This is a genomic window from Streptomyces sp. NPDC002889 (assembly GCF_042888425.1).
Lineage (GTDB): Bacteria > Actinomycetota > Actinomycetes > Streptomycetales > Streptomycetaceae > Streptomyces.
The window spans coordinates 84,323-98,657 of sequence record NZ_JBIAPT010000025.1 but is presented as its reverse complement, the minus strand read 5'-3'; the positions used below and the strand labels follow the sequence as shown (position 1 = coordinate 98,657).

General features: G+C 68.2%; 11 protein-coding genes and 2 pseudogenes. 8 read left to right on the top strand and 5 right to left on the bottom strand.

The features are described 5' to 3' along the window. Positions 1-86: 86 nt before the first annotated feature. Both ACFYWI_RS30640 and ACFYWI_RS30635 read right to left on the bottom strand, forming a co-directional pair. Positions 87-611 (bottom strand): DUF6879 family protein, encoded by a 525-nt coding sequence (locus ACFYWI_RS30640; RefSeq protein ID WP_389238736.1) that lies wholly within the window; start codon positions 609-611, stop codon positions 87-89. Next, entirely contained in the window at positions 583-846 is a 264-nt protein-coding gene (locus ACFYWI_RS30635) for a hypothetical protein (RefSeq protein WP_389238799.1), read from the bottom strand. The genes ACFYWI_RS30640 and ACFYWI_RS30635 overlap by 29 nt, the downstream gene beginning before the upstream one ends. Before the next feature lie 592 nt (positions 847-1,438). Here ACFYWI_RS30635 and ACFYWI_RS30630 point away from each other — a divergent pair. The 7 genes and pseudogenes from ACFYWI_RS30630 (at position 1,439) to ACFYWI_RS30600 (ending at position 8,700) form a co-directional block, all read left to right on the top strand. Beyond that, positions 1,439-1,864 (top strand): hypothetical protein, encoded by a 426-nt coding sequence (locus ACFYWI_RS30630; RefSeq protein ID WP_389238733.1) that lies wholly within the window; start codon positions 1,439-1,441, stop codon positions 1,862-1,864. Then, entirely contained in the window at positions 1,779-2,924 is a 1,146-nt protein-coding gene (locus ACFYWI_RS30625; RefSeq protein ID WP_389238730.1) for a caspase domain-containing protein, read from the top strand. The genes ACFYWI_RS30630 and ACFYWI_RS30625 overlap by 86 nt, the downstream gene beginning before the upstream one ends. A 46-nt stretch (positions 2,925-2,970) precedes the next feature. Beyond that, positions 2,971-3,255: pseudogene (locus ACFYWI_RS30620) on the top strand (transposase); the annotation flags it as partial. A 50-nt stretch (positions 3,256-3,305) separates the two neighbouring features. Further along, the gene (locus tag ACFYWI_RS30615) at positions 3,306-5,888 is read left to right on the top strand and encodes a transcriptional regulator (protein ID WP_389238726.1); all 2,583 of its coding nucleotides are present in this window, start codon (positions 3,306-3,308) and stop codon (positions 5,886-5,888) included. A gap of 47 nt (positions 5,889-5,935) precedes the next feature. After that, positions 5,936-6,871 carry a hypothetical protein gene (locus tag ACFYWI_RS30610; RefSeq protein ID WP_389238723.1) on the top strand — a complete coding sequence of 312 codons (936 nt, stop codon included), beginning with the start codon at positions 5,936-5,938 and terminating at the stop codon, positions 6,869-6,871. A 348-nt stretch (positions 6,872-7,219) separates the two neighbouring features. Next, positions 7,220-7,822 (top strand): hypothetical protein, encoded by a 603-nt coding sequence (locus ACFYWI_RS30605; RefSeq protein ID WP_389238721.1) that lies wholly within the window; start codon positions 7,220-7,222, stop codon positions 7,820-7,822. Positions 7,823-8,062: 240 nt separating this feature from the next. Beyond that, positions 8,063-8,700: pseudogene (locus tag ACFYWI_RS30600) on the top strand (HAD family hydrolase). A gap of 1,135 nt (positions 8,701-9,835) precedes the next feature. On the opposite strand, the gene ACFYWI_RS30595 reads toward ACFYWI_RS30600, so the two are convergent. Beyond that, positions 9,836-10,612 (bottom strand): hypothetical protein, encoded by a 777-nt coding sequence (locus tag ACFYWI_RS30595; protein WP_389238719.1) that lies wholly within the window; start codon positions 10,610-10,612, stop codon positions 9,836-9,838. Between the two features lie 11 nt (positions 10,613-10,623). Continuing rightward, a complete protein-coding gene (locus tag ACFYWI_RS30590) occupies positions 10,624-10,863 on the bottom strand; it encodes a hypothetical protein (RefSeq protein ID WP_389238717.1) in 240 nt (79 codons plus the stop codon). 532 nt (positions 10,864-11,395) lie between these two features. On the opposite strand from ACFYWI_RS30590, the gene ACFYWI_RS30585 reads away from it, so the two are divergent. Then, positions 11,396-12,310, top strand: coding sequence for a WD40 repeat domain-containing protein (locus ACFYWI_RS30585; protein ID WP_389238715.1), 915 nt, complete (start codon positions 11,396-11,398; stop codon positions 12,308-12,310). Between the two features lie 718 nt (positions 12,311-13,028). Here ACFYWI_RS30585 and ACFYWI_RS30580 read toward each other — a convergent pair. Next, entirely contained in the window at positions 13,029-14,150 is a 1,122-nt protein-coding gene (locus ACFYWI_RS30580) for a hypothetical protein (protein ID WP_389238713.1), read from the bottom strand. Positions 14,151-14,335: the final 185 nt, after the last annotated feature.

The window sequence follows — 14,335 nt, the reverse complement described above, 5'->3', positions numbered from 1 at the left end:
AGTCGTGCTGCTACCGCCTCCCGGGCGGCTTGGGCGCTGGAGGACGGAGACTTGGGCATGGGCGGGCTGTCCGGTGTCGGTGATGGTCAGACGGTGTACTGCTCGTGGGGGATCCCGCGCTCCCACACGGTCTCGAACGCAGTGGAGACCAGCTTGACGACGTCAGGGTCCTCATTGAACGCGTGCCCGGCCCAGTCACCGGCCCCTGTGAACCAGTGGAAGAGGATCGTACGGTCGTCGATCAGCCACAGATCGTTTCCGGGCAACGCGATGTCCGACGCCAGCCGGCGGGGGAGCCAGCGGACCTTCTCACCCACGGCGATGTTGACCGGCGTTAGGGCGTGCTCGTACCGGATGTAGTCGGTGACGGGCTCGGACACCATCCGCGCCCGGCGCATCTCCACGCCGCGGCCGACCGCCTCGCGGACGATCGAGGTCCAGCCCAGCCAGAACGCAGAGTCGGGATCGAGGTCGACCTCACCCGTCCGCTTGAACTGCTCGAAGCTCTCCACCTCGTTGCCCACGCTGTAGATGTCGCGCATCTCGAGGTGGACCGCAGTGCGCTCGGCCCCGCCCAGCAGTTCAGCGAAGTCCGGAACGTTCTGCGACATCGCATGCCTCCCTCAGAATCGGAACCATCCGGGCCGGCACGCGGACGACGGCCTCGTGAGAGGGGACGCCGGTGTCGTGGCCCGGCACCCACTCCGTGCTCGTGACCTCGGCCGTCAACAGCCTGTCTGCCTTCCAACCCTGGATGACGATCTCCTGCTCCTCCTCGTCCACCCACACGGTGGGCGAGCCGCCCCCGGTGGTGTTGGGGTCTATCCCGACGAACCGTAGCGTCATGACGATCTCCCGTGTCGAGCCGATTGCGGAGTTTTGCACGACGATTCCGCCGGGCACTCAGACCGTCAAGGGCGACCTCGGCCAAGCCTGTTGAGGCGCGTTCTGGGTCGCGTGAGCCGACGGCCAACTCTCTCCACTCCCGCCTCCAGCTGACGATCGCGACAAAGCCAAGCACTCGCACAGTGTGCTCGAGAGGCGGTGCGGCCCCAGGCTCTGTACGGTCGTTGACGGGACCCCGAAAAGGACGGGTGCGCCTCGTGGGCCGGTCCCGCGTTCCTTCGCACGTGCGCGGGATCGGCCAATGCCAGACTCTGGACCATCCCGCCGAGGCGAAGAGGCGCGCGTGATGCCGGTTCGCCGAGATTGATTGCCGAGGCAGGACCGTCTTGGGCGGAGCTGTCGGCAGGAGGTCCTCGGCGGCCCGGATGAGTGACGGCATTCCCCGGTACGAATATCGCGCTGCGCTGTACTGTGTGCACGTTCCGTGTCCGGCTCGTACCCCTCTCACGACACTCTGTGGCCTCAGCTCCTCGTTGCGACGGCCAAGCCCGGACGCGAGCAGGGATCCGGCATCACACCGCTTGGGGGGACAGTGCACATCACCGTAGAAGTGAACGACGATCCTGACGGCCGCACGACCGCCGATCTGTACCGTTGGCTGCGCAGTGACTCCGACCTGCGACGGACGGCCGATGTTGCGCTGCGTACGCGCGGCGTCTCCGGGGCGATGGGGGCCGTGGAGATCATCAACATCGTGCTGACCCAGGGCATCGCGGCGCTCAACCTTGCGGTGACCTATGCGTCATGGCGCGTCGCCAGGCCAGCCGCCCCAGCGGTGACAATCGACTTCCCCGGTGGCTCGATCACCGTACGGGACGGCGGCGAGGAAACCGTACGGCGCATCGTCGAAGCCCTGCGCGAGGACCCAGCCGGTGACCGACGCCAATCCGCCAGTCCCCAACAGGATCACCACCGCACGACCGGAGAACAAGATGAACGACGTGGCGGCGCAGCCTGACCCCGGTGCCTCACGTGCCGTCCTCATCGGCGTGACGACCTACCACTCTCCAGAGCTCGACGCGCTGCCGTCGGTGGGCAACAACATCAGGCAACTCGCGGCGCTGCTGACCGATAGGGAACTGTGGGGACTCCCGAAGAAGCATTGCCGCGTATTGCGCAACCCATCGCGCAGCGAGGCTCTCGACACCATCCACGAAGCAGCTTCCCTGGCAGAGGACGCCTTCGTGCTGTACTACGCCGGACACGGCCTGGTGAGTACGCAGAACGAACTGCACCTCGCACTCAGCGATGCCTCCAGCGAGCGCCTCTACCAAGCGCTGCGCTACGACGAGGTCAGATCGCCGATCATCGACGCTTGCTCCGCCCGAAGCAAGGTCGTCCTTCTGGACTGCTGCTTCAGCGGGTGGGCTATGCAGGGCCACATGAGCGGTTCCGCCAGAACACTGCTGTTGGCGGATCACACAAGTATCAACGGCACCTACGTGATGACCGCTTCAGCCGAGACCAAACTCGCCCTGGCCCCGAAGGACGAGCGGTACACGGCTTTCACCGGTGCGCTTCTCGACACCTTGAGTAGAGGGGTTCCCGGAGCCCCTGACCTTTTGGACATGGACACCGTCTACCGAGAGGTGCGCCAGGAACTGAGCGCCAAAGGCCGCCCCGAGCCCCAGCAACGCGCCCGGAATTCCGGCCATCGCATCGCGCTCGTACGGAACCGCAGGGGGCCGTCAAAGCCCGCATCAGGCCACCTAGCGGGCGAGCTGCCCGAGCAAGGGGCGGCTCCCGGCGAGGGCACACAGGAGCGAAACTCTCCCTCGGGCCGGGCGAAGTCCGGGGGGAGTAGCAAAGACTGGTGGAAGCAGTTCGTTCTCTGGATGGTGATGACCTTAGCGGCGGCGCTCATCGCCCTAGTGCTCGCGACGAGCCTGGTCTTCCTGACGGCGTGGTGGGCCCTTGAGACGTTCGCTCCAGTGACCGGCCTCCCCGCGCTGGGAATCGCGGCCACCATCGCACTGCTGGTCGGGGCTCTCGGTGCTCTGCTGTTGTCGCGCTCCTGAACAGAGCAGTCTGACGAGCCACCCGCAGGGCACTCGAGGGTTTCCCCGGCCACCCCGGGCGGGGGATCTTCCGCGGGCCCTTACATGGCTCGTCATCGCAGCCGACACCCAGCTCCGGCTCGTCCGTCCGCCCGCCGCCGACCTGCGACGCCCCTGGGAGAAACCAGCCGAGCCCAGCCGACTCACCCCCGCCCGAGTCCGCCGCGGGTTCCGGAACCTCCGCCCGCATCTCGCCTGCCCGGCCCGCGCACCCAAACCCTCACGGCCCGGCTCGGGACGGCCGGTCGGCGACGTCGCCGAGGCACACGCGATCGGGGAGGTCCTGCGCTGACCACTCTTCTCACCCAGCCGCACCGCGGCCCAGTCCTGGTTGTCGGGACCTTGTGGCACGAGCACTATTCCGTGTTGAGCCAGCAACCCCGTGAGGCCTTGGGGCCGGACCCGCACCAGCAGGCCCGCGCTCTGCTCAACGGCAACATCGTCACCGTGGCAGAGGCCTTCACCGCCGAAGACTTGGCCGCCTTGCGCAGTCGGGTCCGACAGGATGCCCGGCTCGCCAACGCCTTGGACCACGGCGGTATGCGGATCACCCAGTACCTGGCCGGCGCCCGCGAGCTGGTGGGGCGCTATGACCAAGCCCCACCTGAGGCCCGCGCAGTGCTGGATGCAGCCGCCGATGCCCGGCGGCTCGGGGTTGGAGAAGATCTGCCCCAAGCCTTCCTCTATGCGGCAGCATCTGCATACCTCGACCATGACCACTGGAAAGCCCAGACTGACAGCTGGCGCGCTAACTGGTTCACCCGCGCTATTGAGTACACCAGCCGCCCCTGCCGTGGCGTTCCCGGACCTCTGACCGTCGAGGTTCCGCTGCCTGGTCAGCCGCCGACCGAGATGCGCCCCTTTCGGCTGGCTGACTACCTGCAACAACACACCAGCCGCACCCGCAGCCGCATCTCACCCCCCGCCGGGTTGTGGGACGCCGCTGCTGAACACCTCCAGCACCCTTCCGACCTCGTGGCCCTCGGCACGGCAGTTGGAGCGCGGCTGCGGTTTCAAATTTACGACCGTCTCTATCGTGCGGCCGCCGTAGCCGGAAAACCTGGCGCTCTCGCGAGCCTTGCCGCTTGGCGGGAGGAGTCCGGTGATCGGGACGGGGCCGAACGCCTGGCTCGTGCGGCCGCCGACGCCGGAGAGCCCCTTGCCCTCGTCAAAGCGGCGTGGCTGCGGGAGAAGGCCGGAGATCGAGAGGGGGCCGAACGACTGGCTCGTGCGGCCGCCGACGCTGGACGTCCTGAAGCCCTCGTCAGTATGGCCCAGTTGCGGGAGCAGGCCGGTGATGGGGACGGCGCTGAGCGTCTCTATCGCGCGGCCGCCGCCACGGGGGACCCCGAAGCCCTCATCAATCTTGCCCAGTTGCGGGAGCAGGCCGGAGACCCGGAGGAAGCCGAGCGGCTCTATCGCGCGGCCGCCGAGACCGGACATCTTGCCAAGGAGGCCAGAAGGCGGGTGTGGGGGTGGGGACCCCTGGACGAGGCCGAACGGCTGGCCCGGGCGGCCGCCGCCACGGGGGACCCCGAAGCCCTCGTCGATCTCGCGTGGCTGCGGGAGCAGGCCGGTGATCGGGACGGGGCCGAACGCCTGGCTCGTGCGGCCGCCGACACCGGAGAGCCCCTTGCCCTCGTCACTGTGGCCCAGTTGCGGGAGCAGGCCGGTGATGGGGACGGCGCTGAGCGGCTCTATCGCGCGGCCGTAGACGCCGGAGACACCCACACCCTCACCACTCTCGCCCGGTTGCGGAAGCAAGCCGGAGACCTGGAGGGGGCCAAACGCCTGGCCCACGCAGCTGCAGACGCCGGACACTCCTGGATTCTTTGCCTGCTCGCCAGCTGGCTGGAAGAGGCCGGAGACCGGGAGGAGGCGGAGCGGCTCTATCGCGCGGCCGCCAGCACCGGACACACTTACGCGCTCACAAGGCTGGCCCGGTTGCGGGAGCAGGCCGGAGACCGCGACGAGGCCGAGCGGCTCTATCGCGCGGCCGCCGGCACCGGAGACCTCACAAGCCTGGCCCAGATGCGGGAGCAGGCTGACGGGGACGAGGCCGAGCGGCTCTATCGCGCGGCCGCGGACCTTGGAGACCCCGAAGCCCTCATCAATCTCGCCCGGTTGCGGGCGCAGGCCGGAGACCTGGAGGAGGCCGAACGACTGGCCCGCGCGGCTGCCGACGCCGGAGGTGCTGAAGCCCTCATCAATCTCGCCAAGGGACGGCAGGAGGCCGGAGACGGGGAGGGGGCCGAACGCCTGGCTCGTGCGGCCGCCAGCGCCGGAAGTCCTGAAGTCCTCGCCAATGTGGCCCAGCTGCGGGAGGAGGCCGGAGACGGGGAGGGAGCTGAACGATGGGCCCGCGCGGCCGCCAGCGCCGGAGACCGCCACATTTGTTTGGAGTTGGTCTGGTCGCGGGAGGAGGCCGGAGACGGAGAAGGGGCCGAGCGACTGGCCCGCGCGGCCGCCAGCGCCGGAGACCTCGACCCCTACGACAATCTTGTCGCGTGGCGGGAGGAGGCCGGAGACGAAGAAGGGGCCGAGCGACTGGCCCGCACGGCCGGCGACACTGGAGAGACACACTTGCCTACCTGGCCAAGGGACGGCAGGAGGCCGGGGACGGGGAGGGGGCTGAACGACTGGCCCGCGCGGCTGCCGACGCCGGACACCCTGAAGTCCTCGCCAATGTGGCCCAGCTACGGGAGGACGCCGGGGACCGAGAAGGGGCCGAGCGACTGGCTCGCGCGGCCGCAGACGCCGGACACCCTGGGACCCCCACGCAGTTGGCTCGGCTCATGGGCGTCGATGCCGAGCTATTGCGTCGGTACGGGCTGGAGGCTGATGGACGGCCGGCGGAGCCATGGTGGTGATCATTGCACCGATGGAGAGCGGGCTCCGGTGATGCTCGCCGGCGTTCGTCGGTGATCTGCCGCCCGCTATCCGGGGCTCGGCTGGTCGTGCATGATCGGCTGATGGACGATGACTTCTCCCGCGCCCGGCCGGCCGCCCCGGAGCCCTACGGGCCGGATGGCATAGAGGGGTCGCTGCGTCTGCGCAGCGTGGATGAGCACATGTTTACCGTGTTGGCGCCCTCAGGGTTCCCGGCGACGTGCCGTCTGCAGTTGTTCACCGCGCCCGGGGCCCGGTCGGTCGCCGTGGTCATCCAGGTTTTCGGTGAGGGCATGGGGCTGACGAACGCCGCTGAGGCGTTCGCCGGTGCGGTGTGGGAGCGGCACTGTCCCGGCGAGGAACTCCCACCGATATGGGTGCAGTTGCAGCTGGGTCGCGGCGGGGAACCGGGGCTGACAGGTTTCCGGCGGGTGCGGTTCGCCGAAGCCGAGCGGTATCGGCCGCGTGGACCGCGGTGGTCGGCCATCAGCCCCCAGCAGCTGGAAGCCCTGGTCGGGTCGCCTGTGGAGGCCGACCGCGGTTCAGGTTTTGTGCCGCGGCCACAGGATCCGGAACCGCAGCTGGTCTTCGAGCCGTTCGCGGTGGTCCGCCTGGGCCGGCCGCGCCCGTTTCGGGCGCCGGCGTGCATGCTGGCTGGTGTGGGGTGGCGGCGGCGCTTCATGCGGCAGCTGCTGCCGTACCGCGGCCCCGCCCGGGACTGCTGCTGGTACCACGGAGGCGACTGGCACGCAGTGGCTGCCATGGCGCTTGACGTGCTGAAGCGCGCCCGCGCGCAGCGGGTCGCTGCCGACGACATGGAGCAGTACGCCGTGGAGCAAGCGGCTGCGGCCAGGGCCACCGCGTGGCAGACCCAGGCGCTGGCCACGCTGTTCAGTACAGCCGACGCGATCCAGCCCGACAGCCAGGCGGGCTACATCAACGGCCAGCACCGGGCCCAGGCTCTGCTGGAGGCAGGGGTACACCGCATCGTCGTCCTGAGGACCCTCACCGCGCCGTAGCGCGCCAGCGCCCACCACTCTCGCCGTTGGACCGCTGAGCCGATACAGCTTTCGTCGCTCGGTCGCGGCCCCGGCCGCCCGCGCCGTGCTGCCACGCTCGCTCTGGGTCCTGGTGTCCCGGCACGTCCGGTCACCCGTCGTCCGTCTTCTGCTGACCGTTGCCGAGCGGCAGTGCCCCTCCCTGACTTCTGTTGCGTCTCGCTGGCCGACCAACCCCCGCGCCCCATTGACCAGTACTTCCCGCCCTTGTGCGTGGTGTGGCGCGGGCCGGGTGTGGCGGCTGGGCCGTAGCGTGGAGGCCGCAGACGTCGGCGGGCCCTGCCGGTTCGCCGGGACCAGGAGGGGAGCATGGGCGACAGCGGGCCGGGCGGCGTTGCCGTCTGCGGCGGGAGGGGCAGCATGGTGGCGGTGAGCATTCCGCAGACCGTGCTTGGTGCGATGCGTGCGTGTGGTGTTCCCCTGCCGTCCTGGTTTCCTGCCGCCGACCCGGCGAAGGAGACGCAGGACCTTGAGGTGCGGGCGGACTGTGCTCGGCTGCTTGCTCTGGCCGATGTGGCGGGTGAAGCGGCGTGGGAGTGCTGGCAGGCCGCGGGGGAGCCCGAAGCGGACACGGCCGCGGTTGCATGCAGCGACCTGGTTGAGGTCCTGGAGCAGGCCGTGGTGGGCGTGTTGCTGGGCCGGGAAGTCCTTGTCGACGACGTGTGGATGATGACCGACCCCGACGATGATCTGCAGCGCCCGACCGTGCATCGGGGCACCGTCGCCTCTGTACGGACAGCGCCGGTCCTGGAGGTGACGCTGGCCACCGACAGCGGTCGGACTTTGACGGTCAGCCGGCACATGTGGACGGTCTCCGACCGCGCCACCCGGCAGGTCCTATACGGGCCGCGGGACGGGGCCGCCAGTCTTGGTGTTTTCCAGGTCTTCCGCTCGGCGGGACCGAGGGGGTAGGCGACCAGCAACGTCGCTGAAATGACCGCGCTTCGCGAGTTGCTGGCCGCGTCCCGGTCTCCGCGTTTCGTTCGAACTGGGCCCGGTGCCATGGCTGTTCTGCCGCTGCGACAGGGCTGTCACAAGCTTCGGAGATCGCTTGACCTTGCCCCAGGGGGAGAGGCGACGGTGTCTCTGTCGACCACATGAGCGGGCGGTCTGTGCTCGCTGGTCAGGCCAGAACGAAGAGGGGGAGCTTGCGTGACCGCGACCTGCGTAATTCTCGACATCGGCGGCGTGCTGGAGATCACGCCGGAAACCGGATGGGTGCAACGCTGGGAAGTGCGGCTGGACCTGCCACTGGGCACTGTCCATGAGCGGATGCGTGACGTGTGGCGGGCTGGGAGCGTCGGGAGTATCAGCGAGCGAGAGGTGCACGAGCAGGTGGCGGACCGTTTGGGTCTCGACGCCCCCAAGGTCGAAGCCTTCATGGCTGATCTCTGGGCGGAGTATCTGGGGACGCCAAACGAGGAGTTCATCGACTATGTGCGAGGGCTGCGCGGAACCTGCAGGCTGGGCATCCTGAGCAACAGCTTCGTTGGCGCCCGGGGCGGGAGACGACGCTGTATCACTTCGACGAACTGGTGGAGCAGATCGTCTACTCGCACGAGATCGGCATCGAGAAGCCTGACCTGCGTGCGTTCGAGGCCGCATGCGCCAGCTTGAACGTGCAGCCGGAGAATTGCCTGTTCATCGACGATGTCGCAGTCAACGTTGAGGCCGCCCAGGCCGCGGGCATGCAGGCGCATCTGTTCGAGGACAACGCCCGGACCATCACACGCATCGCAGCTCGTCTGGACGCCAGTCCCTGGGCCCCAGGGCGTGTCCCGCTCGGATGACGCCGTCCGGTACGTCACCCCGTACTTGCGCTCCAGGGCTCGCATCGACATACCAGCACGGTGGTCACGCCGGATCGCCGCATACAGCTCGACCTTCGACATCTGCGGCATGACCAGCACCTTTCACCAGGAGCATCCCGATGCTGCCCTGGCAAGAACCGCAGTGCTGTCAAAACTCGTGAACATCACCCGACCGTGGATCGGGGTGCCTCCCAAACCGTTACCCGTGAACAAAGCCATACGGCCGTGTGACCTTCACCGTCACGGACCCCAACTCCCCGGTGATGGTCCCTTCGCCATTCCCTGCCGGAAGGTTCGCGCTGGCCGGAAGGCTCACCGAGAGTCCTCCCCCGACGGTGAAGGTCACAGAGCTATCCGCAGCTGGGGACGAGGACGTCATCGGCGAACGCCTGTGGCATCGCGCTGCACCTGGTGCCCGATACTGATCCGGGCACAGATATCTTCCGCGTCACGATCGCGCACGACGACGACGCCCTCCTTCAGGAAGCCGAGTGCACCCTCAATATCCCGGAGCTCACTCTCACCTGCGGCCCGTTCGGCCCACCGTTCGGGGCGCCGGTTCTCCTCAACCGGGCTGAGTCGGCTGCGCCTGTCGCGCCGCAGGAGCGGGCAAGGGAGCATGCCAAGGGAACGAAGTAGTCACGTGCCTGAATCCGCCTGATTCTGAAGGTGTGGATGGTGTCGTGCCCCGGTTCGCCCGGGCACGGCACGCCTCGAGCCCTCCACGCCAAACCTGAGGTGACAGACGCGCTGTGGCGTGTCTGCGTGCCCAGCTCAAAGAGGGGCAAAGCGCAGCGGTGTTCATCCTGTGGTCAAGCACCACGGCTGTGACGCCTCAGGCTCCGTCTCATTCATCGCCGTGCGCACTTGTTCACCCCGTACAGACGAAGGCCAAGGCCGGCCCGCTGGGCTGAGCGGGTACGACCGCTTCCGGGGACGGTCCCCTCGGACCGCCCCCTTGACGCGTCATCGTCGTGCGCCGCCCTCGCTGTCCTGAACGCCGCGCGGCCGCGTCGGAGAGACCCGGCCATTGCGCGGGTTGCAGACCAGCAGACCGAGGCGCTGCGGAGGCAGTTGAGCTGGACACCTTCCGCCAGCGGCACGGGCGCGCAGGTCAGGTTGCGGTGGCGAGTGCCGTGCGGATTTCTGCGGCTAGGTGTTGGGGATGGGTGGTCGTGGGTGTGGGCTCGAGGTCGATCCACGAACTGAAGATGGTGCTGCCGTCCGGCTGTTGTTTGCCGTCGCTCTCACGGGTCATGTTCCAGGCCGAGTCTCCGCGGTGCAGGCTCCAGATGTGGCCGTCGTGTGTGATCAGGACTTCGCAGCCGCAGCCGAATCCGCTGTCGTCTTCCCGGTAGGCGCCGGGTTCATGGAAGGCGCGGAACTCGGCGTCCGGGCGCAGCAGGCTGGCGACAGCGGCAAGGAGTTCGTGGGCGTCGGTGGGGAGTTCGACGAGCTCGGGGAGGCTCCGGAGCGCGCTGATCACACCAGGTGCGAAGCCTCGGGCGAAGTCGACCGCGGCAGCCACATGCTTGAGCCGGTCACGGGTGGTGTCTGTGAAGGCCGTCTCCTGGCGGGCCTCCATCCGATCGAGGGTGGCCCGGAGGGCATGCAGGTTGGCCAGCACGCCTTCGAGCTGGCTGAAGACGGCGGAGGCGGTGGCCGTGAGCTGTGTGGGCGTGCAGAGCGCCCACTCGCGTTCGAGGGCCTGAGTCAGGGCCTCGGCAGCCTCGGCCCCCGCGATGGACAGGGCGATGGTCTCCACGGGGTCGTGGGCCCCGGTTTCAGTGATCAGCCTGATCCCGTTGCACACGTCATGGACAATGCCGCGGTCCGTGTCGGCGTCCTCGTACGTTGTCCAGTGCGTGCGCCAGTTCTCGGTGTCGGTCAAGGCTGCTGTCCTCAGCTGTACTCGTAGCGAGCGGCCCGGTCATCCATCTCCCGGTCGTACTCTTGGAGCCGGTCGAGGAACGGGGTGAACGCTGTCTGGGCCTGGGCTGCGGTGATCTGGCCGGTCTCGATGGCGGCGAGGAGTTCCAGCACGGCGGGGAGCTCGACGCCGGCGCCTCGACCCGGTTTGTCGGTGCGGTGCTCGGAGTAGATGGCGCCTACCCGGTGGTGCCCGAGCAGGTCCCTCCACACGCGAACGCTTCCCCCGGATCAGCACCAGGCAGCAGATTCACCCTCGCAAAGCACAGTCGCGCCTGGAACGCACCACGGCCTGCTCGTCGGCTGCCGCCGCCTCCACCGACGCTACAAGCGCAAAGCCGACCACTTCCTCGCCTTCGCCGGCATCGCCTTCACCCTCATCTGCTTCCGCGCCCTCACCATGTAGGACACCGTCTTATCCTAAAGACGCCGTGTCCTTTGGCGCGTCGCTGTGTCACTCTTTGTGGATGTCGCTCAGACCGTAGGGCCCATCCCCGTTGGAGAGGACCCTCGATGCGGCGCGGGCAGCCGATGCCGACCGGGAATGGGGTGGTGGATGTGCGTGCTGCAAGGGAGGACCCGGCGGGCGCGCTGGCCGGACAGGGGGAGGCAACGCATGGAAGACGACGTCGTATCAGGTGCTGGCCGACTGCGCCGGATGAGGCGGCTGGGATTCTTCCGTAACCGCCTGCCAACCGGCCCCGCCTCGCACCAGGAGCCGCCCTCGGCCGGGTCGACTGAGGGCTTGCCTGCTGACCCGCCCACGGTCGGGCCGGCAGGTGAACAGATCCTGCACGGGCACACCAGCTGGGTCCACACGGCGACCTTCTCTCCCGATGGCCGGCTGCTGGCCAGTGCCAGTGACGACAAGACTGCCCGGATCTGGGACCTTGCCACCGGAACCACCCGGCACGTGCTCACTGGGCACGCCTCCGGTGCGTACGTGGTGCGGTTCACTGCCGACGGGCACCTGCTGGCAAGCACCGACTGGAACACGGTCCGGCTGTGGGACGTCACAAACGGGCGATGTGTGCGTGTACTTGACCATGCCGCCGCTCGCGGGGTCCGTTCCGCGGCGTTCTCCCCCGACGGCCGGCAGCTGGCCACCACTGATGGCCGGGTCCTGATATGGGATCTGCACAGCGACCGGCCCCCCACGTCACTGACACCCGCCACCGGCGAGGGCTGGTCCGTCGCCTACAGCAGGGACGGGCTGTACTTGGCCGCTGTCTCCGCCACGAATGCTGTGATCTGGGATTCGAAAACCCATGAACGCCTGCGCGAGATGAGCCGGCCCGGTCAACTCGGCCCGTTGGCCTTTGATCCCAGCGGGACCCTGCTGGCCACGGCCTGCGCCCGTAAGACTTGGACCTGGGACGTGGCCAGCGGTGAAAAGCGCACCGAGTTCGTTGGCATCCACCGCGACGATGTGATCGACCTCGTCTTCTCTCCCGACGGCCAGAGACTCGCCACTGCGGGGTGGGACAGCCAAGTGGGCCTTTGGGACGCCGCTACCGGCACTGCCCTGGGCCGCCTCACCGGACATACCAAACCGGTTGTATCAGTCGAATACTCACCCGGTGGCGGACTACTCGCCACGGCCGGATGGGACGATGTCACCCGAGTGTGGAACACAACCGCGCCCCTTGAATGGGGCTGATCTGCTAACTGGCTGTTCTCTATCCGTTCGCGTGGTCGGTCCGATTCGAACGGGGTGCTGGATCGGGTGAGTTGGCCGGTGCGGCGGCATGAAGGAAGGGCCTCTTGGTAGCTCGCGGTTGTTGAGTCCAGCGAGAAGCAAGAGGCCCTGTTGTCGAAGTGTTGCGTGGTCGCGGTTGCCGGGTCCAGTGCGTCCACTCCTGGGTGTGACTGTCTCGCCCATAGGTTCGGGAACGCGGCCGACCGGCCGGAGCGCCGGCCCCGGTACGGCTCGGACATGAGCGATGCCGAGTGGGCATGGGTGCGGGATCTGCTGCCGGTCCGGGATGGCTGGCGGGCCGGGGCGGGCGCCCGGAGGGCTACTGCCACCGGCAGATGATCGACCAATGCCACGAAGTTATGAGCTCAGCGGTGGTGTCAAGGCATCAGGGAGAGTGATCTTGTAGGTGTTCGGTGCCGTGCGGATGAGCCGGCCGTTGCGAGCCCAGTAGCAGAGTTGCGCGGTAAGGCTGCTGAGGGGGCGCCCCACGGTGGCGAGGCCGAGGTGCTGTGCGATGTCGCGGGTGTGCATGGCCTCGTTGGAGTTCGCAGCCAGGATCTGGCAGACCTGGCCCCACCGGCCGGAGGGGGCCCGGCCTGGATCCTGCGCATTGGGGAGGGCCGGTGTATGCACCGTGATCTCGATGGTGGTGATCGGCTTGCTGTCGCGAGGTCGTCCGTCACGATTGCAACTGTTGTAGCGGGAGGTTCCGCACTTCACGATGCGGGTGGACAGTCGCATCCGGCGCCTCGGAAGCATCGCCTGCAGGACGCGGGCGCCGAATGACTCCGACCAGGTCGGAACAGGCACTCGGCCCAGCGGCTGGGCCGCCGGAGCTGACCACCGTGTCGCGCGCGGCCTCCAAAGCGATGGTGAAGCCGGCCCGGCCGGGATCGCAGCCGGATGTTGTCTCCACCGCGGTCACCATGATCGCGCGCAGGGCCTGGTAGACGGTGAGCAGTCCCCACATCTCCTGGATGAGGCCAACCGGGTCCTTCGAACGCAGAACCCTGCCTCTGAGTAGGGTGTGACGAAGCGCCAGGTAGGTGATCTCGATCTCCCAGCGCTCGTGGTAGAGACGCACCAGGTGGTCGGCGGGATCGGCGCGGTGGTCGCTGAGCGTGGTCAGCAGGCGATAGGTGCCGCCGAAGACGCCGCCGTCGGCGGTACGGGAGCGGATCTCGGCCTCGATCACCCGGAGCGGGAGGCCCCCGATGCGGGTCTGGGTGACCTCGGTGCCGGCTGCGGTCAGCGGGTCCTGGTCGATCTTGACGGCGTATCCGGTGATGGCGCTCGTGTCGCTCGCGCTCAGGGTGCCGGTGAAGTCGTCTGTGCCGTACCAGGAGTCCGGGACGGCATGGCTGCTGCTGGTGATCGTCGGGGCCGTGGGGTGCTCGGGTCGACGGTGAGCGTGCGCCAAGAGGACCACGACTTGGACCAGTTGGACCCGTCGTACGCCCGCGCCCGCCACTTGTAGACGCCCGAGGGCAGGGTCGGCGAGGACCAGCTCGCGATCGAGACCGGTGCCAGGTAGGCCGTGTTGCCGGTCGTCTAGCGGGCGGTCAGCTCCGCGTCCCAGACCTCGAAGGTGTAGCGCAGCTCGTCGAGGTCGGTGCGTGGCATCGCTGGTCGACGTGCCGTTGAACGGCGACACGAGCGGCAGGAAGGTGTACGCGCTGCAGGTGAACACGACCCCGGGCATGTCGCGGGAGTCGAACTTCGTCACCGGCGCCGCCCTGTGCACGCTGAGCCACACCGATGTCGTGCGGGCCTTTCTCCACGAAGCGATGACCCGCCCCACATACGATGTACCCCTGCCCATTCCCGGTACTGACCGCGTCAACGAGCGTGCGGGAGACTGCTGCCTGACGCCACATCAGGAGTTCGCTGCTGTGCCCCACGCCCACGATGTGCCCATGGTCCGCCAGCTCGTCGATCCCGCCGAATGGGACCTCCACGGAGGGTGGGCGCTGGGGGACCGGATGG